Annotated in this window: 1 protein-coding gene; it reads right to left on the bottom strand. The window is 45.9% G+C overall.

Features of this window, described 5'->3' with window-relative positions; all coding sequences use genetic code 11:
• Positions 1-1,578 (bottom strand): cation:proton antiporter (locus tag OB13_RS19790; RefSeq protein ID WP_461491912.1); only part of this gene is annotated, 1,578 nt, incomplete at both ends.

Genomic DNA, 1,578 nt, shown 5'->3' with positions numbered 1-1,578 from the left:
ACCAGGATCATCTGTTCGGTATTCTCGAGCAAATTATCCAGCACCGTTCCGAATATCCGGTCCTTTGTGGTGATCTTGGCATTCCAACCCAGGATCACTTCGGTTATCATCAGTTCTTTTATCGCGCGCAGTATACCGCTTGCTACGTTGATATCTATTTTGGAAACCAATTGCACATCATTGTCTGTGGCGGAGGCATGGGTGATGGCTTCCTGCAGCATTTTGTTCTTCTTGTATATTTCTTCATCTGCGTTATCATTATCTATGACGACGGCCAGCGGATAAATAGGCTCATGATAATCCGGGTTCTTAAGCATAATAGACAAGTCTATCAATTTCTCGATGTTACCGGGGTTGGCAATCGGCACCAGGATGCGATCCGGTTTTTCACTCAGGTTGGGTTTTCGCCTGCTTTCAATAATGGCGAGCTTCTTGCCGGTCTTTTCTGTTACAAACGAACTCACCAGGCAGGATACCAAGATCAGGACAATGGTGCCATTCAGCGCGTCTTCATTGACGATCCCCAGGTTGAATCCAACCAGCACCACGGCCAGGGTGGCGGCAGCATGTGCGCTGCTCAATCCGAAAATAAGATCGCGCTGGATTGCCGAATAATTAAATACCTTCTGGGTAGCCCATGCTGCAAAAAATTTTGTCAATAAGGCCACAGCTACTATGGTGCCTGCTATAATCAATGCCTCAGGCCCTCTGAACAGTACCCGAAGATCGACAATCATACCTACATTGATCAGGAAGAAGGGAATGAATATGTTATTACCGACAAACTCTATCCGGTTCATCAGCGCGGAGGTATGGGGTATGAGTGTGTTCAACGCCAGTCCGGCAAGGAAGGCTCCGATGATGGCTTCTACGCCTGCCACCTCAGCCAGAAAAGCTGCAGCAAATACCATTGTCAGCACAAAGATGTACTGGGCTCCTTTTTCTCCCTCGATGTGCTTAAAAAACCATTTGGCGATGTAGGGGAAAACGAACATGACTATACCTGCAAAAACGGACAGCGATACGGCTAGCTTAAACCAATACAGGAAGTCCAGGTTCCCTTCCGAAGATCCAGCCACTACGGCTAGTACCAACAGGACGGCTGTGTCCGTAATGATCGTTCCACCAATCGTAATCGTTACAGCTTCATTTTTACCTATACCCAACCTGCTTGCAATCGGATAGGCAATGAGTGTATGCGAGGAAAACATACTCGATAGCAGAATGGCGGAAAGTAATTCATAGTCCATCAGGTAATAGAAAATGAGTGTTCCTACCGTGATGGGTATAAAAAAGGTGAATGCTCCGAATATCAGACTTTTGTTCTTGTTCTTCTTGAAGTCTATCATATCGATTTCCAGACCCGCCAGAAACATAATATACAACAGACCGACTGTTCCGAATAAGATGATACTTGAATCCCTTAACAATAAGTTTAATCCATTGGGGCCTACGATCACCCCTGCCAGTATAAGGCCTACTATACCTGGTATTCTTAACTTATTTAGGATGATGGGCGCAATGAGTATAATGAGAAGCACCAGCGTAAATATCAGTACCGGGTCTTCGAATGGGGGG

This window comes from Pontibacter sp. HJ8 (assembly GCF_054824225.1).
The sequence above is the reverse complement of the archived record's forward strand: the minus strand, read 5'-3'. Positions and strand labels throughout refer to the sequence as shown.